Annotated in this window: 21 protein-coding genes and 1 riboswitch; of the genes, 14 read left to right on the top strand and 7 right to left on the bottom strand. The window is 70.8% G+C overall.

What is annotated here, in order from left to right; all coding sequences use genetic code 11:
* From VFK57_16965 to VFK57_16950, 4 genes are read left to right on the top strand one after another with little or no spacing between them, the layout of a single operon-like run.
* Complete coding sequence (locus VFK57_16965) at positions 1–1,839, top strand: BatA and WFA domain-containing protein (GenBank protein ID HET7697409.1); 1,839 nt, start codon at positions 1–3, stop codon at positions 1,837–1,839.
* Positions 1,826–5,221 carry a DUF4175 family protein gene (locus VFK57_16960; GenBank protein ID HET7697408.1) on the top strand — a complete coding sequence of 1,132 codons (3,396 nt, stop codon included), beginning with the start codon at positions 1,826–1,828 and terminating at the stop codon, positions 5,219–5,221. The genes VFK57_16965 and VFK57_16960 overlap by 14 nt, the downstream gene beginning before the upstream one ends.
* Entirely contained in the window at positions 5,208–7,424 is a 2,217-nt protein-coding gene (locus tag VFK57_16955; protein ID HET7697407.1) for a glutamine amidotransferase, read from the top strand. The genes VFK57_16960 and VFK57_16955 overlap by 14 nt, the downstream gene beginning before the upstream one ends.
* A complete protein-coding gene (locus tag VFK57_16950) occupies positions 7,421–8,386 on the top strand; it encodes a hypothetical protein (protein ID HET7697406.1) in 966 nt (321 codons plus the stop codon). Before VFK57_16955 ends, VFK57_16950 begins: the two co-directional genes overlap by 4 nt.
* A 6-nt stretch (positions 8,387–8,392) precedes the next feature.
* Here VFK57_16950 and VFK57_16945 read toward each other — a convergent pair whose 3' ends face one another.
* Complete coding sequence (locus tag VFK57_16945) at positions 8,393–9,613, bottom strand: sialidase family protein (GenBank protein ID HET7697405.1); 1,221 nt, start codon at positions 9,611–9,613, stop codon at positions 8,393–8,395.
* Between the two features lie 11 nt (positions 9,614–9,624).
* Complete coding sequence (locus VFK57_16940) at positions 9,625–10,281, bottom strand: rhomboid family intramembrane serine protease (GenBank protein HET7697404.1); 657 nt, start codon at positions 10,279–10,281, stop codon at positions 9,625–9,627.
* 58 nt (positions 10,282–10,339) lie between these two features.
* Between VFK57_16940 and VFK57_16935 the strand changes: the two genes are divergently transcribed.
* The 9 genes from VFK57_16935 to VFK57_16895 are packed head-to-tail and all read left to right on the top strand — an operon-like array spanning position 10,340 to position 17,694.
* Positions 10,340–10,645 (top strand): hypothetical protein, encoded by a 306-nt coding sequence (locus tag VFK57_16935; GenBank protein HET7697403.1) that lies wholly within the window; start codon positions 10,340–10,342, stop codon positions 10,643–10,645.
* Between the two features lie 46 nt (positions 10,646–10,691).
* A complete protein-coding gene (locus VFK57_16930) occupies positions 10,692–11,990 on the top strand; it encodes a hypothetical protein (protein ID HET7697402.1) in 1,299 nt (432 codons plus the stop codon).
* 13 nt (positions 11,991–12,003) lie between these two features.
* Positions 12,004–12,927: a metal ABC transporter substrate-binding protein gene (locus VFK57_16925; protein ID HET7697401.1), complete on the top strand. Its 924-nt coding sequence runs from the start codon at positions 12,004–12,006 to the stop codon at positions 12,925–12,927.
* A 4-nt stretch (positions 12,928–12,931) separates the two neighbouring features.
* The gene (locus tag VFK57_16920) at positions 12,932–13,777 is read left to right on the top strand and encodes a metal ABC transporter permease (GenBank protein HET7697400.1); all 846 of its coding nucleotides are present in this window, start codon (positions 12,932–12,934) and stop codon (positions 13,775–13,777) included.
* Between the two features lie 10 nt (positions 13,778–13,787).
* Positions 13,788–13,991 (top strand): hypothetical protein, encoded by a 204-nt coding sequence (locus VFK57_16915; GenBank protein ID HET7697399.1) that lies wholly within the window; start codon positions 13,788–13,790, stop codon positions 13,989–13,991.
* Positions 13,992–14,009: 18 nt separating this feature from the next.
* The gene (locus tag VFK57_16910; GenBank protein HET7697398.1) at positions 14,010–15,623 is read left to right on the top strand and encodes a SpoIIE family protein phosphatase; all 1,614 of its coding nucleotides are present in this window, start codon (positions 14,010–14,012) and stop codon (positions 15,621–15,623) included.
* 32 nt (positions 15,624–15,655) lie between these two features.
* Complete coding sequence (locus VFK57_16905; protein HET7697397.1) at positions 15,656–15,934, top strand: hypothetical protein; 279 nt, start codon at positions 15,656–15,658, stop codon at positions 15,932–15,934.
* Positions 15,922–17,142 (top strand): LeuA family protein, encoded by a 1,221-nt coding sequence (locus VFK57_16900; GenBank protein ID HET7697396.1) that lies wholly within the window; start codon positions 15,922–15,924, stop codon positions 17,140–17,142. The genes VFK57_16905 and VFK57_16900 overlap by 13 nt, the downstream gene beginning before the upstream one ends.
* A 3-nt stretch (positions 17,143–17,145) precedes the next feature.
* Positions 17,146–17,694: an inorganic diphosphatase gene (locus VFK57_16895; protein ID HET7697395.1), complete on the top strand. Its 549-nt coding sequence runs from the start codon at positions 17,146–17,148 to the stop codon at positions 17,692–17,694.
* On the opposite strand, the gene VFK57_16890 is transcribed toward VFK57_16895, so the two are convergent.
* Genes VFK57_16890 through VFK57_16880 form a run of 3 tightly spaced genes read right to left on the bottom strand, consistent with a single transcriptional unit; the run spans position 17,648 to position 19,049 of the window.
* A complete protein-coding gene (locus VFK57_16890; protein ID HET7697394.1) occupies positions 17,648–18,172 on the bottom strand; it encodes a hypothetical protein in 525 nt (174 codons plus the stop codon). The two genes, VFK57_16895 and VFK57_16890, sit on opposite strands and share 47 nt — an antisense overlap.
* Positions 18,169–18,708 (bottom strand): RNA polymerase sigma factor, encoded by a 540-nt coding sequence (locus VFK57_16885; protein HET7697393.1) that lies wholly within the window; start codon positions 18,706–18,708, stop codon positions 18,169–18,171. Before VFK57_16885 ends, VFK57_16890 begins: the two co-directional genes overlap by 4 nt.
* Positions 18,705–19,049 carry a hypothetical protein gene (locus VFK57_16880; protein HET7697392.1) on the bottom strand — a complete coding sequence of 115 codons (345 nt, stop codon included), beginning with the start codon at positions 19,047–19,049 and terminating at the stop codon, positions 18,705–18,707. The genes VFK57_16885 and VFK57_16880 overlap by 4 nt, the downstream gene beginning before the upstream one ends.
* A 91-nt stretch (positions 19,050–19,140) precedes the next feature.
* On the opposite strand from VFK57_16880, the gene VFK57_16875 reads away from it, so the two are divergent.
* Positions 19,141–21,429, top strand: a complete 2,289-nt coding sequence (locus VFK57_16875; protein ID HET7697391.1) for a TonB-dependent receptor — start codon at positions 19,141–19,143, stop codon at positions 21,427–21,429.
* A gap of 12 nt (positions 21,430–21,441) precedes the next feature.
* On the opposite strand, the gene VFK57_16870 is transcribed toward VFK57_16875, so the two are convergent.
* Both VFK57_16870 and VFK57_16865 read right to left on the bottom strand, forming a co-directional pair.
* Positions 21,442–21,903, bottom strand: coding sequence for a DUF411 domain-containing protein (locus VFK57_16870; GenBank protein HET7697390.1), 462 nt, complete (start codon positions 21,901–21,903; stop codon positions 21,442–21,444).
* A 17-nt stretch (positions 21,904–21,920) separates the two neighbouring features.
* Entirely contained in the window at positions 21,921–22,577 is a 657-nt protein-coding gene (locus VFK57_16865) for a DUF6766 family protein (protein HET7697389.1), read from the bottom strand.
* A gap of 62 nt (positions 22,578–22,639) precedes the next feature.
* A riboswitch (cyclic di-AMP (ydaO/yuaA leader) is annotated at positions 22,640–22,802 on the top strand.
* The last annotated feature ends 1 nt before the right edge of the window (position 22,803 follow it).

Here is a 22,803-nt window from a genome sequence, read left to right as displayed (position 1 = left end):
ATGTCGTTTCTCACGCCGCTGTATCTCGCCGGCGCCGCGCTGATCGCGCTGCCCATCGTGCTGCACCTGCTGCGCCGCGACGTGGCGCCGCCGGTGCCGTTCACGGCCGTGCGGCTCCTGCGCAAGACGGCGGTGGACCGCTCGCGGCGTCATCGGCTGCGCGATCTCCTGCTGCTCGCGGCGCGCGTGGCGGCGCTGCTGCTGCTGGCCGCCTCGTTCGCGCGTCCCTACCGCGCCGGCGCCGCGGCGACAACGCGGACGACGGTCATCGCGATCGACCGGTCGTTCAGCATGGGATCGCCGGCGCTGCTCGACCGGGCGCGGACGCTGGCGCGGGACGCGATCGACGCCGCCGCCGGCGATCGTCTCGCGGTCATCGGGTTCGACGACAGGGCCGACGTCCTGGCGGCGCCCGGACCCGCGGCCGACGCGCGCGCCGCCGTCGCCGAGGTGCAGGCCGGCTTTGGCGGCACGCGCTACGCTGCGGCGCTCGACAAGGCCGCAGAGCTGCTGGCGAACGAGACGTCCGGACGGGTGGTGCTCATCGGCGACCTGCAGCGCAGCGGCTTCGACCTCGCCGGCGCCGTGCTGCCGGAAGGCGTCGAACTGACGGTGCGCGATGCGGGCGCGCCGCCGCCAAATCTCGCCGTCAGCCGCCTGGCAGGCGACCCCGCCCGGCGACGGGCCGTGGCCACCGTCCGCAACAGCGCGCGCTCGGCCAGGACCACTGACATCCGCCTGTCGGCGGGCGGCGGCGCGCCGGCGGTGAAGCGGGTTACCGTGCCGCCCGGCGACGCGGCTGACGTCGCGTTCGACATCCCGGCAGACGCGGCGTCGCTGCACGCCGCGATTGACGATGGCGAGGGGCTCGCGGCGGACAACGAGCGGTTTGCGATTGTCGAACGCCGGTCGGTTCCGCGGGTGTTGATCGCCACCGGCGGTCCGGCCTCGCAGACCGGGTTCTATCTATCGCGCGCGCTCGAGGCCCAGGACGACGACGGGCCCGAGTTCATCGCGCAGGCGGTCACCGGCGGCGCGCTGTCGACGATGACGCCAGCGCAGGTGCAGGACTACGCGGTGATTGCGATTCTGGCCACCCACGGCCTCGATCGGCGCGCCGGGGACCTGCTGCGGGCGCATCTGCAGCGCGGCGGCGGCATCTTCATCGCTGCCGGTCCCGACGTCGATGCGGCGGTGCTGTCGACCCTGCTGGACTGGCGTCCGCCGCTCGCGCCGCGCGACGGCCGGCAGGCCGGCGTCATGGCCGTGACCGATCTGCGGCATCCCGTGTTCAAGCCCTTCGACGCCGTCGCCGCCAACTTCGGGCAGGTCGCGTTCGATCGCACCTGGCGGATCGACGACGGCGATGCCTGGCGGGTGGCCGCCCGGTTCACGACCGGCGCCCCCGCGCTGGTGGAGCGCTCCGGCCCCGGACGCGTGCTCCTGTTCACGTCCGACGTGGATCGCCGCTGGAACGATCTACCGCTGCATCCGGCGTTCGTGCCGTTCACGCAGGAGGTGGCGCGGTATCTCGGGGCCCGGCCGGCGCCGCCATCCGCGTATCTCGTCGCCGACGTGCCGGCAGGCACCGCCCCGCGTCCCGGGTTCGCGCAGATCGCGGGTCGCACCGTCGCGGTGAACGTCGATGCTCGCGAGAGCGCTCTCGATCGCGTCACGCCCGCCGAATTCCAGCAGCTGGTCGCGCGGTCGGGCGCCGACACGCTGCCGAAGGCGCAGCGGCTGGCACGCGAGAGCGAAGGGCTGCAGAACTACTGGCGTTACGGGCTGATGCTGCTGCTCGCGACGCTCGTCGTGGAGGCGTTCGTTGGATCTCGATAGCGTCCTGCACGTCATCCGGCGGCGCTGGCAGCGGTGCGCGGCGCTCGACGCGGTCGCGCGCGCGCTCGCGCTCGCGGCGGCGATCCTCGGCGCCGCCGCCATCGCCGAACGGCTGCTGCAGCCATCCGACGTCCCATTGCTGCTCCTCGCCGCCGCGGCCGCGCTGTCGATCGCGGCCGGCGCGGCCTGGACGCTGTGGCCGCTGCGCCGGCGTTTCGACGATCGCCAGATCGCCCGGTTCATCGAAGAACGCGTGCCGGAGCTGGACGACGCCATCGTCACCGCGGTGGACATTCAGCAGCGGATGCGCCGCGGCGCGGAAGGGACGGCCTTTGCGCCGCTCGTCGTCGCCGGCGCGGCGGCGCGGCTGCGGACGATCGATCCCGAACAGATCGTCGATCGCGAGCGGATGGCGCGGGGGATGCGGCGGGCGGCGGGCGCGTCGGCGGCGCTGCTGCTCGCGCTGGCCGTGGCGCGTCCGTTCGTCGAGAAGAGCGCGCAGGTCGCCTACGTGAAGCTGTTTCCGTCCTCCGTGGTCGTGCACGTGGCGTCGGGCGACATGCGGATTCCCGCCGGCCGATCGGTGACCATCGCGGCGAGCGTGGCGGGACGGCGCATCGCGCTCGGCCGGATCGCGCCGGTGGTGATCCTCGAGTCCGCCGGCGGCGCCACCACGGTGCCGATGCAGGCTGCCGGCGGCGGCTACGAGCTCCGCATCCCGCAGTTGGAGCGTTCGTTCAAGTACCGCGTGACCGCCGGTCCGGCGCGATCGAACGAGTACTCGGTGACGGCGCTGCTGCCCGCGCGCGTGCAGCGGATCGAGCTGCGCTACGAGTACCCGACGTTCACCGGCCTGGCGCCGCGGCGCGAGCCCGACGGCGGCGACGTGTTCGGCCCCGCCGGCACGCGGGTCACGCTCGTGGTGCACAGCGACAAGCCGATCAGCGGCGGGCGCCTCGCGTTCGCCGAGGCCGGGACCGCCGTCGAGCTCGCCAAGGTGAGCGAACGGGCGCTGGAATCGACGCTGACGTTGAAGGAGGAAGCGTCCTACCGCGTGCGTCTGCAGGACGTCGACGGCCTGACGTCCGAGGGGGTGGAGTACTTCGTCCGCGTGATGGACGATCGTCCGCCCACCGTTCACATCCTGCGCCCGACCGGAGACCAGCAGATCACGCCGCTCGAGGAAGTGCCGATCGAAGCCCGGGCCGACGACGACTTCGGGATTGCCAGTCTCGACATGGTGTATTCCGTCGCCGGCGGCCCCGAGCAGGCCGTGCCGTTCACCAGCCTCGGCGGCACGGACGTGGCGCGGATCGGATCGCGGATGCTGGCGGCCGAGGACCTGAAGGTCAAGCCGGGCGACGTCATCGCCTACTACGCGCGAGCGCGCGACGTGCCCCGCGCCAAGCGGTCCACGCTGGCGCGGAGCGAGATCTTCTTCCTCGAAGTGAAGCCGTTCAACGAGGAGTATTCGCTGGCGCAGAGCCAGGCGGGGATGCAGTCGGCCGCGGGGGCGCAGCTCGAAGGACTGATCGCGGCGCAGAAGGAGATCATCAGCGCGACCTGGAACCTCGAGCGCCGCGCGGCGGCGGGACGATCGCCGTCCGACGTGAAGGACGTCGCCGACGCGCAGGCGGAGCTGAAGGCGCGCGCCGAGCAGGCGGCCGGCGCCGCCCGTCAGCGCCGGCGGTTCGGCGGGTTCCTCCAGATCGCCGTCGGTCAGCCTCCGGCGGCGCCCGCTTCCGGCGATCCGGTGTCCGCTGCCGTGGCGGCCATGTCGCGCGCGCTGCAGCACCTGCAGACGCAGAAGACCGCAGACGCCATTCCGCACGAGATGGCGGCGCTCAACGCGCTGCTGCAGGCGCAGGCGGAGATCCGCAAGCGCGAAGTGTCGCAGCAGCAGAACAACGCCGGCGGGGCGGGCGGCAACCGCCAGAGCCAGGATCTGTCGAACCTGTTCGACCGCGAGCTCAAGCGGCAGCAGAAGACCAACTACGAGACCAAGGCGCAGGTCGAGTCGCAGCCCGAAACGGGGAGCGATGCGGCAATGGACAAGATCCGCGACCTGGCGCGCCGTCAGGAGGAGCTCAGTCGCCGGCAGCGCGAGCTGGCCGGGCGCCAGCTCTCGGAGGAAGAGCGGCGGCGCGAGCTGGAGAAGCTCACGCGCGAGCAGGAGGATTTGCGGCGGCAGGCGGAGCAGGCCTCGCGGGACGCGAAAGGCGCCGAGGGCGCCAGGGGGGCGAAGGGCGCCGGCGCGGACGCGGCCGGCGGCTCGAGCCAGGAGTTGAGCCGGGCGCTGGAGCAGATGCGCCAGGCCGCCGAACAGGGGAACAGCGGGAATGCCGCGGGGGCGGCCGCGAAAGGAGAGGAAGCGGCGCGGCAGCTCCGGCAGGCGGAATCGCGGATGCAGAACGGGTCGCCCGACGCGCGGCGCCGCGCCCTCGGCGACGTGCAGCTCGAGTCGCAGCAGATCGCCGACGCACAGCGCCGCATCGCCAGCGAAGCGGATCGGCTCGACCGTGAGGGGGGCGGCGCGTCGGACGCGCGGCGGCGGCTCGCCGGCGAGAAGGAGCGGCTCGCGGATCGCGTCGACGCGCTGCAGCAGGCCGCGCAGCGGATCGGCGCGGAAGGCGCCCGGGATCTCGCCGCGCAGAAGCTGGGGGAGCGGATGCGGGCGAGCGCCGGCGGGATGCGCGAAGGGACGCCAGGCAGGCTGGCGCCGGCGGAGCAGCAGATCGCGGACGCGCTCGACAAGGTCGCGCGCAAGCTGAACGGCGCCGATGCGGGCGGCGCGAAGGGAGACACCGAGCAGCTCGCCGGCCAGCTCGACGAGCTGCGCGATGCGCGCGAGCGTCTCTCCCGCCTCGAGAAGCAGATCGCCGAGGCGGCGCGCGCCGCCGACGGGTCCCGCGGCCGCGGCAGCACGCCGTCCCAGCCGGGCCGCGCCGGCCGGCAGGGGCCCGAAGGGCGTCAGGGGGAGCGCGGATCGGGCGGCGGCGGCAGCGGCGGCGATCTCCAGCAGCTGCAGCAGGCGTACAACCGCGAGCTCCAGCGCACCCGTGAGCTGATGGATCGCGCCCGGGGCAGCACGCCGCAGTCGGGCGCCGGCACCGCCACGCCCGAGCAGCACGAGTGGAGCCGATCCGCCCCCGGCACCGAGGCATTCAAGCAGGACTATGCCGCGTGGCAGGCGCTTGCCTCCGATGTGGCCCGCGCGCTCGAGCGCACCGAGTCGGCGGTTGCCGGCCGTCTCGCCGGCGCGGTTGAGAAGGACCGCCTGCGCGCCGGCGGCAGCGAGCGCGTGCCCGACGCATATCAGCGGCGGGTCTCGAAGTATTTCGAGGCGATCGCGGTCAAGAAGAATCCCGGTGACGTTCGCTAATCCGCTTCCCGTCTGGGCGATCGCCGGCCTCGCCGCGGCCGCGGCCGCGGTCGCCTGGTTCGCGTACCGCGACGTCCCGATCGCACCCGCCCGGCGCGCCGCGCTGTCGGCGCTGCGCTTCGTGACGCTGATGTGGATCGCCGTCTGCCTGATGCGTCCGATGGTGCGGTCGGCGGACGGCAACCCTCACGACGCACTCGTCGCCGTCATGGTCGACGGCTCGCGCAGCATGGGACTGGCGGACGTGGACGGCGCGCGGCGGATCGATCGCGCCCGCCAGCTGGTCTCCGGCGAGCTGCTGCCCGCGTTGTCGTCCCGATTCCGCGCCGAGCTGCTGCGGTTCGGCGACCGGCTGTCGCCGGTCGACGCCGCGAGCCTCACCGCGACGGATCGACGCACCGAGCTGGGCGCCGCGCTGCAGGCGGTACGCGATCGGTATCGCGGCCGGCCCGTCGCCGGAATCGTGCTGATCACCGACGGCGGCGACAACGGCTCCGTCGACGCCGCCGCCGCGGCTGCCGCCGGACCGCCGGTGTATGCGATCGGCCTCGGTCCGCGCGCGGCGGCGCGCGATCGCGAAATCGTCAGCGTCACGGCGGCCGACTCCGTGCTGAGCGATGCGATGGTCGACATCGCCGTGTCGGCGGTCTCGCACGGGTTCGGCGCGGCGCCGCTCGAGCTGCGGCTGCTCGAGAACGGCCGCGCCATCGATCACCGCCGCGTCACCCCCGCGGCTGACGGCGCGCCGGTGAGCGAAGTGTTCCGCGTCGCGCCCGACCGCGACGTGCCCACGGTCTACACCGTCGAGATCCCTGCCGCCGCCGACGAGCCGGTGGCGGAGAACAACGCCCGCAGCACGCTGGTTCCCGCCGCCGGGCGGCCGCGGCGGGTGCTCCTCGTCCAGGGAGCGCCCGGCTTCGAGCACAGCTTTCTGCGCCGCGCCTGGGCCGCCGATCGCGGCCTCGAGATCGACTCCGTCGTCCGCAAGGGACGCGACGATTCCGGCGCCGAGACGTTCTACGTCCAGGCGGCGCAGTCGCGCGCCGGCGCGCTGCTCGGCGGCTATCCCAATACGCGCGACGCGCTGTTCGCCTACGACGCGATCGTGCTCGCGAACGTCGATCCCGATCTCCTCACCAGCGGGCAGTTGGCGCTGACCCGGGCCTTCGTCGCCGAGCGCGGCGGCGGCGTGCTCGTGCTCGGCGCGCGCGCCTTCCAACGCCAGGGGCTGCGCGATACGCCGCTCGAGGACGTGCTGCCGCTCGACTCGACCGATCGCGGCGGCCCCGGCGGCGGGGTCGTGCAGTCGGCCGCCTCTCCCGGGCGCAACCGCGTGCTGTTGACCGCGGCGGGCGAGTCCCACCCGGTGATGCAGTTGGGCACCGGCGCCGAGAGCAACGAGAAGCGCTGGGCCGCGGTGCCGCCGCTGGCGTCGATCTCTCCGCTCGGAACCGCGAAGCCTGGTGCGCAGGTGCTCGCCGTCACCGGCGGACCGGGCGGCGCGCCGCGCGCGCTGGTCGCGGTCCAGCGGTTCGGCGTCGGCCGATCGATGGTCTTCACCGGCGAGGCATCGTGGCGGTGGCGCATGCTGCTGCCGACGAGCGATCAGTCCTACGAGCGTTTCTGGCGGCAGGCGGTGCGCTGGCTGGTGCAGAGCGCGCCGGACCCGGTGAGCCTCACGCTTCCCGCCGCCCCCGCGCCCGGAGAAGGCATTCCGATCGTCGTCGACGCACGGGACGGCGCCTACGCGCCCCTGGCGGACGCGGCCGTCGAGGTTCGCGTCACGTCGCCCACGGGCCGCGTCGACGTGGTTCAGGCCGCTCCGTCGGCCGGGCAGGGTGCGCGATTCCAGGCGTTGGTGCGCGCCGCCGAACCGGGCGTGTACCGCGTCGCGGTGCAGGCTCGCCGCGGCCAGGCGCCTCTCGGCGCCTCGGCGGGGTCGATGCTGGTGGGCGGCGTCGATCCGGAGATGACGGATCCGCGGCTGAACGAGGACACGCTGCAGCGCGTGACGCGCGCTTCGGGGGGCGCGATTGTCGCCGCCGCGAACGCCGGGGATCTGCCGGCGCGTCTGGATGCCGCGCTGCCGGCGGCGGGCGCACAGTCGCGCAGGGACCTGTGGCACACCGGCTGGTCGTTCGCGCTGCTCACCGGGCTGCTCGCGGCGGAATGGCTGTTCCGCCGCGCATCGGGGCTGCGATGAGAGGGCTCGCCGGGCTCGTGCTCCTGGCGGTTCTGACGGTTTCCGCGCCGGCATCGGCCGCGGAGCGCTATGCCCTGATCGTTACGGGCGCGCACGGCGAGCCGACCTACGCGGACCAGTACGCACGCTGGCGGCAGTCGGCGGTGACGGCGCTCCTCGAACGGCTCGGGTTCGACGCCGCGCACATCCTCACCCTGTTCGAGGGCGGCGATGCGGCCCACGCCGCAACCAGCGACAACGTCCGCCGCACGCTGGCCGATCTTCGTCGCCAGCTCACGGCGGACGACCTGCTGATGGTCCTGCTCATCGGGCACGGCTCGTTCGACGGCGCCGAAGCCAAGTTCAACCTGGTCGGGCCGGACCTCACGTCGGGCGAGTGGGGCGCGCTGCTCAAGCCGATCCAGGCGCGTACCGTGATCGTCAACTCCACCGCTTCCAGCTTCCCGTTTCTCGAGCACCTCTCCGGTGCGCGCCGCATCGTGATCACCGCCACCGATTCCGCCGCGCAGCGGTTCGACACCGTGTTCCCGGAGTACTTCATCCGCGCCCTCACCGATACCGCCGCCGATCTCGACAAGAACGGCCGGGTATCGATCTGGGAAGCGTTCGCAGCGGCGAGCCTCGGCGTCCGGCGGTACTACGCGCAGCGCGGTCAGCTCGCGACCGAGCGATCGTTGATCGATGACGACGGCGATGGCGTGGGGAGGGAGGCGGGGGAAGACGGCAAGGACGGCTCCGCCGCGAGCCGCCTCTATCTGGATCCCGACGTGCCCGGCGCCGCGCCGACCGACGAAGAGCTGCTGCGCCTGCTGCAGAAGCGCACGACGCTTCAGATCGAAGTCGACGATCTCAAGATGCGGCGCCAGTTGATGACGCCGGAGGAATACCGCGAGGAGTTCGAGAAGCTGATGATCGATCTGGCGCGCGTCTCCCGCGACATCCGCAACCGGCAGAAGACGTAGCCTCGCCTAGCGGACCTGCGCCGCCGCCGTCCGGACCTGCGTCGGGCGGGTCCCTTCGATCCACGCGAACACGAGCTCGTTGCCGGACAGCGCCATGCGCGGGTAGCCGCTGGTGCGCCCGGCATCGATCGCGGCGATCGTCACCGGCGCCGACGCGGCGCCGCCGCGCTCGATCCGCCGGACGCGGAACTCGGCGCGCTTGTCCGGCGTCACGGCGATGTAACTCGCCGCCGCCGAGCCGTCGGGCAGCAGCGCCACTCCGACACGGCCCAGCGATCCGTTGCCGTCGAGCAGAATCGGCGGGCCGAACGTCTTGCCGGCGTCGCTGGAGAATGCCGCGAACGATCGCGGCGCGCCGTTGGCGCCGGTGTACCACGCGATCGCGACGTCGCGTCCGCGCGCGCTCAGCGCCGGTCCGTTCACCGGGCAGGCGGGGAAGATCCAGCCGTCCTCGTGCACCGGCGCCCCTTCCGTCCATTTGCCGTTCACCAGCCGCGCCACGTAGATGTCGCGCGTGTTGTCCGGAGCGCGATCGCGATAGGCGACGATCGGACCGTCGGCGGTGACGGCGGATGCGGTGGGGCAGCACTCGCAGACGCGCGTGTCCACCGCCGCCTCGATCTTCTGCGCGCGATCCCGCCCGAACGCGCCGAAGCGCAGCGACATGTCGCCGCCGCCGTGCTCGCCGTGTCCCGGCGTCATCGCCCTGCCGTCGAGCCACACCAGTCCGACGCCGCGATCGGGCATGGCGAACAGCGAGCCGAATCCGTGCTCTGTCTGCGTGCCGTCCGAATGCGGCGTCACGTCCTTGCTCCACGTCCTCCCGTCGTCGCCGGAGAAGGCGAGCCGGACGTCGTAGGCGTAGGTGCCGCTGCCGCTCTTCTGGAGCCAGTGCGCCGCGAGCGAGCCGTCGGGCAGGCGTACGACGGAGGGGACGTCGGCCCAGTTCACGAACCAGTTGGCGCCGGACGCGGCCTGCCGCGGCGCCGACCATCCGGTGGCGGTGCGTTCCGCCCACTTGAGCGTCGCCGTCTCGCCGGTACGCTCGACCCAGCTCAGCATCGTCCCCCGGGTCGAGACGTTGAGTTGGGGCTGGCCGCTGCCCGGCTGCGCGGCGAGGGTCAGCGGCTTCACGTCGAGAGTCCAGGGGGGCTGCGACTGGCCCGACGGAGCGACAGCCAACCCGGTGCAGGCGATTGCGGCGAGGACGAGCGTGCGCATGGACATGTGGATACGCATCATATCGCTGCCCACCGGTTGTCGCGCGATCGAAGCACCAGGCCGATCAGCACTCCCGCGACGAAGCCGCCGATGTGGGCCCAGAAGGCGATCCCCCCTCCGCCGGCGCCGCTCGCCGCCAGCGAGCCCACGCCGCTCAGCAGCTGCAGGAGGAACCACAGACCCAGGAAGAACACGGCCGGGATCTCGATGATGTCGAAGAAGATGATGAGGAACACCGCGGTCAGCACCCGTGAGTACGGATAGAGCACGAAGTACGCGCCCATCACCCCGGCGATCGCGCCGCTCGCGCCCACCATCGGGATGCGCGAAAACGGATCGAACAGGGTCTGCAGGACGGCCGCGGCGGCGCCCGCGCCGAGATAGAAGATCAGGTAGCGAACGTGACCGAGCCGGTCTTCGACGTTGTCGCCGAAGATCCAGAGATAGAGCATGTTGGAGATGATGTGCATCCAGCCGCCGTGCAGGAACTGGCTGGTGAACAGCGCCGGGACGCTGAACCACGCGGGGATCAGGGCGTAGGCGGCGACGAACTGCTGCAGGAGCGGCTCGGGCAGCAGCTGCTCGTAGAGAAAGACGAGCGTGTTGACGATGATCAGCGCGATCGTCACCACCGGCACCGTGCGGGAGGGGATGACGTCGCTGAGCGGGATCATCGATTCGAGTATACGGGAGCCGTAAACGGCGTCCCGCGGCGCGGCAGTATAATCAGGTGTGGCACCAACCCGGCCCCGGCTGGGCGCAACGCTCCGCTGGGTCATTGCGGCGTACTTCGTGGCGCTCGCGGCGATGCCGTTCGCGCACCACGACGTCGTGTGCCACTTCAAGTCGAGCACGCACTGCTCGACCTGCCACGTCGGCGCCTCGACCGATCCCGGCGGAACGCGTCCGTCCGTGTCCTCCGCCGATCTGGCGGACGCCGGCGCCGCCGTCGAGGCGGCCTCCCGAATCCCGCCGTCCTGCACGCTTTCTCCCTCGTCCGGCCGCGCGCCTCCCCCCTCGGCTGACCCCGCGATCTAACCGTCAGTTCATTCGTTTTCGCCGGGCTCCGGCGAGGAGGTCAGTCGTGTTGCATTCGTTCAGGGAGACCTGTACGGCGATCGCCGTGCTCGCGGCGCTGGGGTGTGCCGCACCGGCGTACGCGCAGGGTACGCAGGAAGACCTGCGGGCGCAGATTGCGCTGCTCAAGCAGCAGCTCGACGCGCTGCAGCAGAAGGTCGCGGCGCTCGAGGCAGCAGCCCAGCCGCCGGTCGCCGCGCCGCCGGCCCAGCCGCCGGCCGCCGCGCCCCCGGGAGCCGCTCCCGCCGGCGCCCAGCCGCCCACGGTCGAGACGCCGCCCGGAGCGGCCGGTGCGGCAGGTCCGGCCGGCGCGCTGCCGGTCTACGGCAACGTGTCGGCGCTGTCGAAGATCTTCAACCCGGATATCGCCGTCATCGGAAACTTCATCGGCGCGGCGGGAAAGAACGACGTCGAGCCGCTGCCGGCGCTCCAGTTGAACGAAGCCGAAGTCAGCCTGCAGGCGATCGTCGATCCGTATGCGAGGGCCGACTTCTTCCTGGCCGCGTCTCCCGAGGGGCTCGAGATCGAGGAGGGCTTCCTGACGTTCCCGACGCTGCCGGGCGGCCTGCTCGCCAAGGTAGGAAAGATGAAGGCGCAGTTCGGCAAGGCGAACACGTTCCACAGCCACAACCTGCCGTGGGTCGACACACCGCTGCCGATTCGCAACCTGCTCGGGGGGGACGAGGGGCTGAACGATTCAGGCGTGTCGGTCTCGAAGCTGATCCCGAACCCGGCGCTCTTCCTCGAGGCGACGGGCGAGATCTACAACGGCACGAACGATCTGTTCACCGGGGAGAAGCGGAGCGATCTCGCCTATCTCGGCCGGCTGCGCGGCTATCGCGACATCACCGAGTCCACCAACGTGGATCTCGGGACGTCGTTCGTCTACGGGCGCAATGACGGCGGTCCCGACTCGATGACGCGGGTGTTCGGCATCGACGCGACGTTCCGCTACCGGCCGCTGCGGCGCGCGATTTACCGGCGGTTCCTCGGCCGGACCGAGCTGTTCTGGAGCAAGCGCGACGACGGGCTGGACGGCGGCAAGGCGTTCGGCGCCTACGTCAGCGGCGAATACCAGTTCGCCCGGCGCTGGTTCGCCGGCGGCCGGTACGACTTCTCCGATCGCGCGATCGACACGGCGCTCGGCGACAAGAGCGGATCGCTGCTGCTGACGTTCTGGCCGAGCGAGTTCAGCCAGGTCCGCGCGCAGTACCGGCGGACGTCGTACGCCGAGGGGGTGAAGGGCAACGAGCTGCTGTTCCAGTTCCTGTTTTCGATCGGCGCGCACGGCGCGCACGTGTTCTAGGGGTGGCATCATCATGAAATTCATCCGTCTCGCACTTGCGGCCGCGGCGATCCTGCTCGCCGCGGCGCCCGCCCGGGCCGCGCTCAACGTCGTGGCCACCACGCAGGATCTGGCGTCGATCGCCCAGGAGATCGGCGGCGACAGGATCAAGGTCACGCCGCTCGCCAAGGGCTATCAGGATCCGCATTTCGTCGAAGCCAAGCCGAGCTTCGTGCTGACGCTGAACCGCGCCGACCTGCTCATCGTGGTCGGCCGGGACCTCGAGCTCGGGTGGCTGCCGCCGCTCATCACCCAGAGCCGCAACGCGAGGATCCAGCCGGGCTCGAACGGGTATCTCGATCCGTCGCAAGGGGCGAAGATTCTCGAGCTGCCCACCGGGACGATCACCCGCGCGATGGGGGACGTCCATCCGCTCGGCAACCCGCATTACTGGCTGGATCCCGAGAACGGCCGGCGGATCGCGCAGGCGATCAAGGCGCGCCTGTCGCAGCTCGACGCCGCCAACGCGGCGTATTACGCCCAGCGCGAGGCGGACTTCGGGCGCCGCCTGACCGAAGCGCAGCAGCGCTGGAAGGCGCAGATGGCGCCGTACAAGGGGCTGAAGGTGGTGACCTACCACCGTTCGTGGGCGAACTTCGCCGACGCGTTCGGGCTGGAGGTGATCGGCTACGTCGAGCCGAAGCCGGGCATTCCGCCGACGCCGCAGCACACGCTCGACGTGATCAACGCGATGAAGGCGCAGAACGTGAAGCTGATCCTGGTCGAGCCCTATTTCGACCTCAAGACACCGAACTCGATCGCCGACAAGACCGGCGGCCGGGTCGTGGTGCTGCCCCCCTCGGTCGGCGGCGTGCCGGCGGCGTCGGACTACTTCAAACTGTTCGACACCGACATCGCGCTGCTGCTGGAGGCGATCAAGGCCGCCGGCGCGAAGTAGCGCGATGAGCGAGCTGACCGTTCTGCAGTTCCTGGCGGCGCCGTTCGTCGCCAGCTTGATCCTGACCGGCATCCACGCCTATCTCGGCGTGCACGTCGTCGAGCGCGGCGTGATCTTCGTCGACCTGTCGCTGGCGCAGATCGCCGCGCTGGGGGCGACGATCGCGCTGCTGCTCCCGTTCTCCGGCGGCGATCCGCACTCGCCGCAGGTCTACTGGGTCAGCCTGGTGTTCACCTTCATCGGCGCCGCCATCTTCGCCAACGTGCGGGTAAAGACGGCGCGGATTCCGCAGGAAGCGTTCATCGGCATCTGCTACGCCGTCGCCTCGGCGGCGTCGATCCTGGCGATGAGCAAGTCCACCTCCGAGTCGGAGCACCTGAAGGACATGCTGGTCGGCAACATCCTGGCGGTGTCGTGGCCGGAAGTGATCAAGACGGCGATTCTCTACGGCTGTATCGGCATCTTCCATTACGTCTTCCGCAGGCAGTTCCTCGCCATCTCGCGCAGCCACGGCAACCCGGAGGCGACCGGCCTGAATTACCGGCTCTGGGATTTCCTGTTCTACGCCTCGTTCGGCTTCGTGGTCACCTCCTCGGTGGCGATTGCCGGCGTGCTCCTCGTGTTCTGCTACCTGATCGTCCCGTCGGTCGCCGCCATGCTCTACGCCGAGGACATCGGGCCGCGGCTGGCGATCGGCTGGACGATGGGGACGGTGGTGTCGGCGCTCGGCGTCTGGCTGTCGCTGCACCTCGATCTGCCGACCGGCGCGACGATCGTCTGCACCTTCGGGCTGGTGCTCGTGGCGATGGCGGCGGTGCGGCCGTTGTTTCGCCGCCGCGCGGTGACCTAGAATCGATGGCGTGATCTGCCGCAGCTGCGGAACCGAAATCGCCGACAAGGCCATCGTCTGTTATCGCTGCGGCACGGCGACGACCGATCCGGTGCGGCAACCCGTCAACGTCCGGCGCCGGCGGAAGGTCACGCCCCTCATCCTGCTGCTCCTGCTGATCATCCTGGTGGTGCTGGCCGGGGTTTACCTCGGCCTGGTTCCTCTGCCATTTTGATACACTGCTGGGTCGCACATGCCCGACGCCCGTCTCGAAGTCACCGACGCGCTGGGCCGGCGGATCGTGCCGATCTCGAAGGAGGCGTTCGGCATCGGCCGGCGTGAGACCAACGATCTTCGGCTCGCCGGCAGCGAAGTCTCGCGCGATCACGCCGAAATCGTCGCCGCCACCGGCGGCTTCGTCGTCAAGGACAAGCAGTCCCGCTACGGCACCTACGTCAACGACGAGCAGGTGACCGAGCGGGTGCTGGCGCACGGCGACCGCATCCGGCTGGGACGGACGGGCGGCGCCGAACTGGTGTTCCTGCTCGCCGACAACCCGCCCAACCAGGACAAGGCGACGACCACGGCGATCGGCGACCTGCGCCAGATCGCGGCGTTGCTCGACGGCCTGCGCGCCCTCGGCAGCGGCCGCGTGCTGGACGACGTGCTGGCGCTGGTGCTGGATTCGGCGATCGAGGTGACCGGCGCCGAGCGCGGGTTCATCATGATGGCGACCGGCTCCAACGATCTGGAGTTCAAGCTCGCCCGCGGCCGCCGCGCGCAGACGCTCTCCGGCACCAGCTTCGCGACCAGCCGCAAGATCCCCGAAGAAGTCTTCCGCACCGGCGAGCCGGCCATCCTCGCCGACCTGCTCGACGGCGACCTGGCGAACGTGCACATGGGCACGGTGGCGCTCGGCATCCGCAACGTGCAGTGCGTGCCGCTGAAGCTGGTGCGCTACGTCGATCGCGCCGACGAGGTGGCGGGGGAGCGGCGCATCGGCGTGCTCTATCTCGACAGCCGTGAGAAGGGCTCGTTCCTCTCCGGTTCGACGCGCGGCGCGCTCGAGACGCTGGCCACCGAAGCGGCGGTCGCGATCGAGAACGCCCGGCTCTATCGCGAGACGATGGAGAAGGCGAAGATGGAGCAGGAGATGCGCATCGCCGCCGAGATCCAGCAGGCGCTCCTGCCGCGGGCCGGCCACGCGGGCAGCTTCTTCCGCACCGCCGCCTCGTCGCTTCCGTGCCGCTCGATCGGCGGCGACTTCTACGATTACGTCGACCTGCCGACCGGCGCGTTCGGCTTCGCGCTCGGAGACGTGGCGGGCAAGGGACCGCCGGCGGCGCTGCTCAGCGCGATGATGCAGGGCATCTTCGCCGCGCAGGCGGCGGCGAGCGACACGCCGTCGCAGACCATCAAGCGCGTCAACCACGCCCTCTACAAGCGCGGCATCGAGTCGCGGTTCGTCACGCTGATGTACGGCACGCTGGAACCCGACGGCCGGCTGACCTACTGCAACGCCGGCCACAATCCGCCGCTCGTGCTCGGCGCCGGCGGCGTCCGCCGGCTGGAAGTCGGCGGCCCGATCGTCGGGCTGTTCGAGGCGGCGTCATTCGAGGAAGAGACGGTGCAGCTCTCGGCCGGCGACGTGCTGCTCGTCTTCAGCGACGGCGTCTCGGAGGCGCTGTCGGCGGACGGCGAGGAGTACGGCGAAGCGCGGATCATCGCCACCGCCGGGCGGCATCCCGGCGCCACCCCGGCCGACCTGCTGCAGGCGATCTTCGCCGACGTCCGGGAGTTCTCCAAAGGAGCCGCCCAGAGCGACGACATCACCGCGATGGTGCTGCGGTACGGACCTGCCGCCTGACCGCGTCCGGCCGCCTGAAGGCGGATGCAACCATGACCCGGATCGAAAAGCGTCTGCTGATTCTCTGGTTCGCGCTGGGCTTCGTCGTCTGGAACGGCGTCTACGACATGCGCCAGCACGATACGGTCCGCGGCTACCTGATCGAGACCACGCGGGCCGACGCCGGGCTCGGCCGCGGCGTCGACATGCGCACCTATCTCGCCCGCGGCCGGGTCGACGCGATCGCGTTCTCGTCGGCCTGGGCGTGCGGCGTGTTCCTTGCCGGCCTGGCGACGATGTACACCTATCGCAGGTATCTGTGCACCCGCTGATCCACGACTGGAACCGGACCGACCGCCCCAGGCCGCCCGTCGTCATGCTGGACGACGAGACGCTGCGCGACGGCCTGCAGTCGCCGTCGGTGCGCTGTCCGTCGATCGACGAGAAGCTGCGCATCCTGCATCTGATCGATCGCCTCGGCATCGACACGGCGGACATCGGCCTGCCCGGCGCCGGGCCGCACGTGGTTCGCGACGTCGAGCGGCTCGCCCGAGAGATCGCGGATGGGCGGCTGCGGGTCGCGGCGAACTGCGCGGCGCGGACGCTGATCGCCGACATCCGGCCGATTGCGGAGATCTCGCAGCGCGCCGGCATTCCGATCGAGGTCGGCGCGTTCATCGGGTCCAGCCCGCTGCGCCAGTACGCGGAGGGATGGACGCTCGAGCAACTGCTCCGGCTCACCGACGAGGCGATCACGTTCGCGGTCGGAGAAGGGCTGCCGGTCATGTACGTGACCGAAGACACGACCCGCGCCGATCCCGACACGCTGCGTGCGCTGTACACCACCGCGATCCGCGCCGGCGCCAGGCGCGTCTGCATCGCGGACACGGTCGGCCATGCCACCCCCCACGGCGCCGCCGCCGTGGTGCGCTTCATCCAGTCGGTGATCGACGACTGCGGCGGCGGGGTCGGGATCGACTGGCACGGGCATCGCGATCGCGACCTGGCCGTCATCAATACCCTCGCGGCGCTCGAGGCGGGCGCGACCCGGCTGCACGGCGCCGCCATCGGCCTCGGCGAGCGCGTCGGCAACACCCCGATGGAGCTGCTGCTGATGAACCTGGTGCTGATGGGCTGCATCGACCGCGATCTCTCGGCGCTCTGCGAGTACTGCGACGCCGTCGCCGCGGCCACCGACGTTCCGATCCCCGCCAACTATCCCGTCGTCGGCCGCGATGCGTTCCGCACCGCCACCGGGGTCCACGCCGCCGCCGTCATCAAGGCGTTCCGCAAGAACGACCGGGCGCTGATCGACGCGGTGTATTCAGGCGTGCCGGCCAGTCTGGTCGGCCGCGAGCAGCAGATCGACGTCGGGCCGATGTCGGGGAAATCCAACGTCGTGTTCTGGCTCGAGCGCCACGGCTACACCGCGACCGACGAGCTCGTCGATCGCATTTTCCAGAAGGCGAAGTCTTCCGCGACGGTGCTGACGGCCGACGAAATCGTCGCCGAGATCGACGCGTCGCTCGCGGGATCCTGATCGATGCATCCCTGGCACGATACCTACGTCGATGACACGCAGGTCGCGACGGCGTTTCCGGCGATCATCGAGATTCCGAAGGGCAGCACCAACAAGTACGAGCTGGACAAGGAGACCGGGCTGCTGCGGCTCGACCGCGTGCTCTACAGCGCCGTCTACTACCCGGCGGACTACGGCTTCATCCCGCGGACGTTCTGCGACGACGGCGATCCGCTGGACGTGCTGGTGCTCGGCCAGGAGCCGGTGTTCCCGCTGACCATCGTCGACGCGCGGGCGATCGGCGTGATGCGGATGCGGGACGAGAAGGGCGTGGACGACAAGATCGTCGCGATTAGCGTCCGCGACCCCGCCTACGCGGACTACCGCGACAAGGCGCAGCTGCCGGCGCACGTCCTGCGGATGCTGCGCAGGTTCTTCGAGGACTACAAGGTCCTCGAGCACAAGCAGGTGATCGTGGAAGACCTGCTCGGGCCCGAGGCGGCGGTGGAGATCATCAACGAGGCGCTCAATCTCTATCGACGTCTCCGGCGCGGCGAGCTGGCGCCGCGGTAGCGGCCAGCGAGAACAGCCCCTTCGCATACAGAAACAGCCCGAGCGCGACGACGAGCGCCGCCGGCCCCGCGGGCGGCAGGCCGACGAGGCTCGCGGTGAACGTGCCGGTTCGGGGCGCGAGAGTGTCGACGAGCGCGGAGCCGGTCCACGGAGTGGCGACGACAGCGGCCACGGCGCCGAATGCGCCGGCCCACGCCAACCATGGCTGCCGGGCGGGTGACGCCGTTTCACGTTCGAGCGGCCGGGCCTCGACCCGCGGGATGCCTTCAATCCGCGCCAGCACAGCCATCCTCACATCCGGCGCCCCTGACTGATCTCCAAGCGCCTTCAGCTCTGGTTCGATCTGCCGCAGCGCCGCGAGGGCCGGCCCGCAGGTCGCGCAGTTGCGCGCATGCGCGCGGGCTGCGGCCAGGTGTGCCGCGGAATGAACGGCAAACGGACCGGCATCGATCAAATCGAGGACGTGGGCGCAGGTCATGTCAACATCTCCCGTAAGTGGCGGCGGGCGCGGAACAGCAGCGTCTTGATCGTTCCAGTGCTGACGCCCAGCGCGCGAGCGACCTCGCGCACCGGCAACTCGTCGGCGTAATAGAGCATCACGGCCGTGCGCTCTCCCGAGGACAGCGCGCCGACGGCGCGGCGGAGGCGGCGGCTGCGTTCCTCTGCGATGAGCGTGCTGAGGGGAGACCGTTCGGCGCCCGGTCCGGCGTCGCTGTCGAGGGGCGTTCCCTCCCGGCGCAGCGTCCGCCCCTGCTGATGCAGGCGGTTCTGCGCCAGCCTGACCGCGATGGTGGCCAACCAGGGATAGAACGGCAGCCGTTCGTCATAGCGATCGAGCCGCATATACGCGCGGACGAACGCATCCTGTGTCACCTCCTCGGCCGCGGCGCGATCGCGCAGCACGACAACGACCAGGCCGAACAGCCGTCCCTGATAACGCTCGACGAGACGGCCGAACGCGTTACGGTCGCCCGCGCGTACTTCGCGAATCGCGCCACGATCCGGATCGCTCACGCCTCACGCTGGTCGGCGTCGTCCACGAGGCCCAACCCCATCGACGTCCATACGATCTTCCGCGCGCCGAAGAACAGCGGCACGAGACCGATCAGGATGAAAGGAGGGAAGAGCACCCCGAGGATGCAGAACACTCCCCCTTTGAGGGCCAGGTCGGTCGCGTCCTGCTTCTCGGCGTCGGTTCGCGGGACCGCCCTCAGGTACGCGCGGGTGGTGGGGTAGCCGAACCGCTTCGCCTTGCCGGCGAAGGCACGAATCAGCACCACCGCACCGGCGATCGTCCCGGCGACCGCCACGAACGCGACCGAGAGAAGAATGAGCTCAGGAATCCCGATGTGCATGTTGACCTCTGGCAGAGATACAGCGGTCCCCGCGAGACGGTTGACAGCCGCCGGTCCGGCCCCGCTCACGGCTGTGGCATTCTAGCGGGGGATGATTCCGGCCCTGCTCCTCGCGCTGGCGCAGTTTTCCGCGAGCTACACCGGCGAACTGCGCGTCACCGTCACCGATGCCGCCGGTCTGCCGGTCGCGCGCGCGGCGATCGAGGTGTCGAGCGATGGCGTCCACGTGCGCGAACGCGCCGACACCGACGAGACCGGCGTCGCGACGGTCAGACGGCTGCCGTACGGCACCTATCGCGTGACCGCGTCATCCGCCGGCTTCGCCGCGTCGACGGTGACCGTGGAGATCCGCTCCGCGGTCCCCGCCGAGGCGCGGATCGGGCTGACGATCGCGCCGGTGCAGGCGTCCGTCACCGTCGCGGCCGACACGTTCCTGGATCCGCATCAGGCCGGCGCGATCCAGCGGATCGGTCGCGAGCGCATCGAGGAGCGGCCGGCGGCGACGGCGTCCCGCGCCCTCGTCGACCTCGTGAACGCCGAACCTGGCTGGCTGCTCGAAGCCAACGGCGTGCTGCATCCCCGCGGATCCGAGTACGACACGCAGTATGTGATCGACGGGCTGCCGCTCACCGACAACCGATCGCCGGCGTTCGCGCCGCCGCTCGGGGCCGAATCGGTCCGCAGCTTCGCGATCCTGACCGGCGGCTATCCGGCGGAGTACGGACGAAAGCTCGGCGGCGTGGTGGAGGTGGTGACCGACGCCGGCGGGCGCCGCGGCGCGCATGGCAGCGCGGCGCTGACCGTCGGCAGCTTCGCGACGCGCGAAGCGGAGGGCGCCGCCGGCTACGCGACCGATGCGCAGACCGTCCAGGTCAGCGCCGGCGCGTCGTCGACGAATCGGTTCCTCGATCCGCCGGTCGAGCGCAATTTCACCAACCGGGGGACGTCGTCGCGCGCGTCGACCCGGTGGGAAGCGGATGTCGCCGGCGCCGATCGCATTGGCCTCATCGCGCGCCACGGCCGCCTCGACTTTCAGGTGCCGAACGAGCTGGTGCAGCAGGCCGCCGGCCAGGAACAGACCCGGACCGGCCGCGAGACCGCGGCGCAGTTCTCGTACCGCAGCATCCTGTCGCCGCGCGCCGTCGCCGAAGTGGTGGGCATGGGACGCCGCGTGTCGGCCGGCCTCGAGTCGAACGCGCTGGCGACGCCGCTGATCGTCGATCAGTCACGATCGCTGACGAACGGCTACGTCAAGGCGACCGTCGCCCTGAACCACGGCGTCCACGAGCTGAAGGCCGGCGCCGACGCCGATCTGGCGCGCGCGCGCGAAGCGCTTGCCTACGCGATTACCGATCCGGATCGATTCGACGACGGGACGCCGCGGACGTTCGATTTCGCGGACGAGGCAACCGGGAGCGAGCAGGCGTTCTTCGTTCAGGATCAGATCCGGAGCGGCCCGTGGACGCTGAATGCCGGCCTTCGCTGGGACCGCTACCGCTTTCTGGTCCACGAATCGGCATGGAGCCCGCGGCTCGCCGCCGCGCGCGCGTTCGATGCTCGCGGACTGTTGGTGCGGGCCTCGTACGATCGCATCTTCCAGACGCCGGCAGTCGAGAACCTGCTGCTGGCGAGTTCCGCCGAGACCGCCGATCTCAGCGACGAAGCGGTGCGGCTGCCGGTGAGGCCGTCGCGCGGTCATTTCGTCGAGGCCGGGCTCTCGAAAGCCCTGCGGGGCCGCGGCCGTCTGGACGCCAGCTACTTCATGCGGCGGCTGGACAACTTCGCAGACGACGACCTGCTGCTGAACACCGGCGTGAGCTTCCCGATGGCGTTTCGCCGCGCGCGAATCAACGGCGCGGAGCTGAAGCTCGAGGTCCGGGAAGGAGCGCGCTGGTCCGGTTCGCTGGCCTACGCCTACATGCGCGCCACCGGCGAGTTCCCGGTCACCGGCGGGCTGCTGCTCGAAGACGACGACGCGGGAACGGAGGGGCAGGCGTTTCCCATCTCGCAGGATCAGCGGCACACGCTGCGCGGCCGCCTGCGACTCGCGCTGCCGCGCTCGTGGATCGCGGTGTCGGCGTCGTTTGGCAGCGGGCTGCCGTTCGAAGAGGCGGACTCGCTGGAAGAGTCGCTCGAGCAGTACGGCGCGCGGACGGTGGCGCGCGTCGACTTCGTCACCGGCCGCGTGAAGCCGGCCGCGAGCCTCGACGTCGCCGGCGGTGTCGCGCTCGCGGAGGGCGCGCGGCGATCGCTGCGCCTCTACGCCGACGTCCGCAACCTGACCAACCGGTTCGACGTGATCAACTTCGCGGGCCTGTTCTCCGGCACCGCGCTCGCGCCGCCGCGCAGCGCCGGGGTGAGACTCACGGCGTCGTTCTGACGCGAGCGGATCCTACCGGGGCCGGTGCGTGGCGAACACCCGGGTGCCGCCGGCCTTGTCGAACGCCATCACGTCGTAGGGCGGCGAATTCGGCACGTCCATGCCGGGCGACCCCGCGGGCATGCCAGGGGCGGCGAGGCCGGCCACGTCGGCCGGCTTTTCCTTGAGCAGCCGGCGCACGTCTTCGACCGGCACGTGCCCTTCGATCACGTAGCCGTTCACCAGCGTCGTGTGGCACGACGCCAGCTTCGGCGGCAGCTTGTGCGTGATCTTGACCGGCGTGACGTCCGGCATGTTGGTGACCGCGGCGGTGAAGCCGTGCGCCTCCATGTACTCGACCCACTTCGCGCAGCAGCCGCAGGTCGGGCTCTTGTAGACGAGCAGGTGTGGTTTCGCGGGCGCGGCCGCCTTCTGCTGCGCCGGGGCCGCGGGCGCGGCCAACGCCAGCGCGACGGCAAGAATCAGGAGCTTCATGCCCCTAGGATACCCTGCTAGGCCCGACCGGTGTCGCGGTGCGAGGCGTGGACCGGTTTCGACTCCGCCGACCCGCGCTGGCGCAGGACGATCGTGCCGACGACCATCGCCGCCAGCGAGAGGAACTCGCTCTGCCAGTTCTGGAACGACTCGAACCAGAACTGCGCGCCGCCGACGTACTCGGTCATCGAGACGGCGGGCTGGCCGTGCGCGCGCTGCTCCTCGTTGAGCTCCTGCAGGCCGCCGGCGGCGTGAATCCAGAGCGAGAGGAAGAACAGGATCACGAACGTGAGGCCCAGCGAGTGCTCGTAGACGCGGAGGAGCCACCCGCCGCGGCGCACCGGCCAGGGGGCCTCCGGGTCGTCCTGGAAGCGCCGCGGATCCAGATCCACCTCTTCCACTACCGACGGACGCTTCGACTCCGCCGATCCCTTCTGATAGAGAAACGTCGTCAGCAGGACGAAGAGCGCCATCTGGAGGAACTCGCTCTCCCAGTTCTCGCCCGTCGCTTCGAGGAAGTGTCCGCTGCCGAGATAGGCTGCGAAGGGGGCCGGCGCCCGCCCGTGATCCAGCAGATCCTGGTTGTGCGCCTTCCAGCCGGTCACCGCCTGGCCGCCCATGGTGACGAGAAACAGCGCGATGAGCACGATCGAGAGCCCGTTCGCCTTGAACATGCCCGACACGACCTCCTGCTGAGTTCCCCTTGCACGCCGGGCGCCAATCGGCGCTACGATAGTGGACGACAACGCCTAGGGCGCCGCGCGGCGCCACGGGGGACCCACTAGTGGGGCGTATCCAGCCGTTCCGCCGGCGCGCCGCGGGCGCGGACGGGTAAGCTGGTAGAGGACTTCCAACCTCGAGCCCGTCAGCTAACCCCGGCGGCGGAATTGGAGGGTCCTC

The organism is Vicinamibacterales bacterium (assembly GCA_035699745.1).
GTDB lineage: Bacteria > Acidobacteriota > Vicinamibacteria > Vicinamibacterales > 2-12-FULL-66-21 > JAICSD01.
Note: the sequence above shows the minus strand (reverse complement) of the source record. Positions and strands in the feature narration are given on the sequence as shown.

Excerpts from the sequence above, each read along its gene's own strand:
- VFK57_16965 (HET7697409.1), top strand. The coding sequence starts at position 1 with ATGTCGTTTCTCACGCCGCTGTATCTCGCCGGCGCCGCGCTGATCGCG.
- VFK57_16950 (HET7697406.1), top strand. The coding sequence starts at position 7,421 with ATGAGAGGGCTCGCCGGGCTCGTGCTCCTGGCGGTTCTGACGGTTTCC.
- VFK57_16945 (HET7697405.1), bottom strand. The coding sequence starts at position 9,613 with ATGTCCATGCGCACGCTCGTCCTCGCCGCAATCGCCTGCACCGGGTTG.
- VFK57_16940 (HET7697404.1), bottom strand. The coding sequence starts at position 10,281 with ATGATCCCGCTCAGCGACGTCATCCCCTCCCGCACGGTGCCGGTGGTG.
- VFK57_16925 (HET7697401.1), top strand. The coding sequence starts at position 12,004 with ATGAAATTCATCCGTCTCGCACTTGCGGCCGCGGCGATCCTGCTCGCC.
- VFK57_16920 (HET7697400.1), top strand. The coding sequence starts at position 12,932 with ATGAGCGAGCTGACCGTTCTGCAGTTCCTGGCGGCGCCGTTCGTCGCC.
- VFK57_16910 (HET7697398.1), top strand. The coding sequence starts at position 14,010 with ATGCCCGACGCCCGTCTCGAAGTCACCGACGCGCTGGGCCGGCGGATC.
- VFK57_16905 (HET7697397.1), top strand. The coding sequence starts at position 15,656 with ATGACCCGGATCGAAAAGCGTCTGCTGATTCTCTGGTTCGCGCTGGGC.
- VFK57_16895 (HET7697395.1), top strand. The coding sequence starts at position 17,146 with ATGCATCCCTGGCACGATACCTACGTCGATGACACGCAGGTCGCGACG.
- VFK57_16890 (HET7697394.1), bottom strand. The coding sequence starts at position 18,172 with ATGACCTGCGCCCACGTCCTCGATTTGATCGATGCCGGTCCGTTTGCC.
- VFK57_16880 (HET7697392.1), bottom strand. The coding sequence starts at position 19,049 with ATGCACATCGGGATTCCTGAGCTCATTCTTCTCTCGGTCGCGTTCGTG.
- VFK57_16875 (HET7697391.1), top strand. The coding sequence starts at position 19,141 with ATGATTCCGGCCCTGCTCCTCGCGCTGGCGCAGTTTTCCGCGAGCTAC.
- VFK57_16870 (HET7697390.1), bottom strand. The coding sequence starts at position 21,903 with ATGAAGCTCCTGATTCTTGCCGTCGCGCTGGCGTTGGCCGCGCCCGCG.
- VFK57_16865 (HET7697389.1), bottom strand. The coding sequence starts at position 22,577 with ATGTTCAAGGCGAACGGGCTCTCGATCGTGCTCATCGCGCTGTTTCTC.